This is a genomic window from Flammeovirga sp. SJP92, from assembly GCF_001583495.1.
Taxonomy (GTDB): Bacteria; Bacteroidota; Bacteroidia; order Cytophagales; family Flammeovirgaceae; genus Flammeovirga.
The window spans coordinates 1-2,282 of the sequence record NZ_LQAQ01000007.1; the positions used below are offsets into that span (position 1 = coordinate 1).

1 protein-coding gene is annotated in these 2,282 nt (G+C 32.3%); it reads left to right on the forward strand.

Annotated elements, in window-relative coordinates; translation table 11 throughout:
* A partial coding sequence (locus AVL50_RS33265; RefSeq protein ID WP_172826731.1) for a leucine-rich repeat domain-containing protein occupies window positions 1-2,282 on the forward strand: 2,282 nt, incomplete at both ends.

The window sequence follows — 2,282 nt, forward strand, 5'->3', positions numbered from 1 at the left end:
ATTATGACCGGAGAAACTAACAGAACAATAAGTATCTCACAAGATGGAACTTATCACTGTATTATCACCAATGTTGACTTCCCCGATTTAGCGCAAGTACAAACTGGTACATATACTATGTTTAACGCAGGGCCATTCCTGACAGACTCCACAGCTGTTGCTAAAATTTATACCCTAAACAACAATAATTCTCTAAACTGGAATCTAAATTCTCCAATTTCAACATGGAATGGAATCTCACATTCCGGAAATCCATTAGATAGAATCACTGATATCAATATCCAAAATAAGAATATTAGTACATTGCCTAATGATATTAATGTACTGGATGCTTTAAATTCTTTACAGATTGACAATAACTATCTTACTTTTGAAGAACTTGAAAAAATAACTCAGGCGTTTCCAAGCTCATTTATTTATGCTCCACAAAATAAGGTAGGAGAAACATTAATATATAGCCACACTGGAAATAACATCACTTTAAACCTACCGGCTGAAATAAATTCCCCCAATAATTCCTATCAGTGGTATAAGGATAATATAATAATAGTTACCGGCGGTAACAGCAGTACTTATACAACAAATGAAATGGGGTCATTTTATTGCCTAATAACCAATTCTGAATTCCCTGATCTAACACTTAAATCGAATGATCAGTTAATTCTCAATGCACAACAATTCGTTACAGATTCAAGTGCTGTTGCTGATATTTACACTAAAAATATTAATAACACACTAACATGGGATATTAATCAACCTATTACTTCATGGGAAGGTATCACATTCGCTAATGGAAGAATTAATCAGGTAAAAGTAAATAATGCAGGACTCGACACTATTCCAAGTACATTTGCTAATCTTGATCAGCTTGACACCTTATTTGTACACAATAACAGCCTAACTTTTGAAAGTCTTGAAAACATTTTTACTACATTACCTCAAAACTTTATTTATACTCCACAAAGCAAAATTGGATCAGAACAATACCTCGATGTTTCAGGTGGTGTAAGTACCACTTTGAACCTGCCTGATGATTTTGATACTAATACCGCTAATAATACCTTCCAATGGTATAATAATGGACAAGCTATAAACAATGCCAACGACAGAACTTTCTCAACAAGTACACCGGGTATTTACCACTGTGAAATAAATAACAGTGAGTTCAGTCAGTTGACACTAATATCGGAAAATTTCATACTTTTCGATCAGCAACTTCTTGAGGCTGACTCAGTCATTATTGCTGAAATTTTCAACAGTAATCCTGACAACAGCCTGAATTGGGACTTAAATACACCTATCGAAACTTGGGATGGCATATCTGTCAACTTCTCACGCGTAACAGCTTTAAATATTGATAATAAGAAGATTGATATACTACCTGATAACATAGGTGATGTCAACTACTTAGATACTCTGATTATCAGTAATAATAATATCAGTACTTTACCTGTCTCAGTATACAACTGTAATAGACTCATTGAATTAAATATTGCCAATAATAATATAGCAGTATTAGAACAGCAGATAAGTAACCTGACTGCTATCAAAAAACTTAATATAAGCAATAATGAAATTGAGCAGATACCGGTAGAAATTGAGAACATAAATACGATCGACACACTGATTATTAATGACAACAAACTTACTTTTAAAGATGTTACACTAATTGACAACACAATTGAACAATATATCTATAGTCCTCAGGACTCTATTGATGTTGCTAAAAATATCACTTCTTCAAGAGAAGTACTACTACAAGTTGATCAGTCTATTGACAGTGATGTCAGTAATATAACTTATCAATGGTACTTCAATGACAATAAAATAGATGGTGCAATAGAAAGTTCTTATACTGCATATAATAAAGGAAAATTCAACTATACTTTTAATAAAAGTGAATTTCCAGAGTTAACATTATACAGCAGATCTATAAATATTTATCAGGGTAATGAATTAGACGAAACGGATTCTCTTGCATTAATAGAACTTTATAACGTAAACCCTGAAAACACTCTGACATGGGATCTAAATCAACCTGTAAGCACATGGAATGGAATCACTATAAAAAATAACAGAGTAACTGAAATAAATTTACCCGATAAAAATTTAACCTTGATACCTTCTGATATTGAGAACCTAACTAATATTAAATCTATCCAATTACAATTCAATAACATACATACAATACCCGAACAATTAACATCTCTGGAAAGTTTGCAAGTCTTAAACCTTAATGGTAATAAAATCACAAGGATAATTGATGGGTTTAGTAACATGAC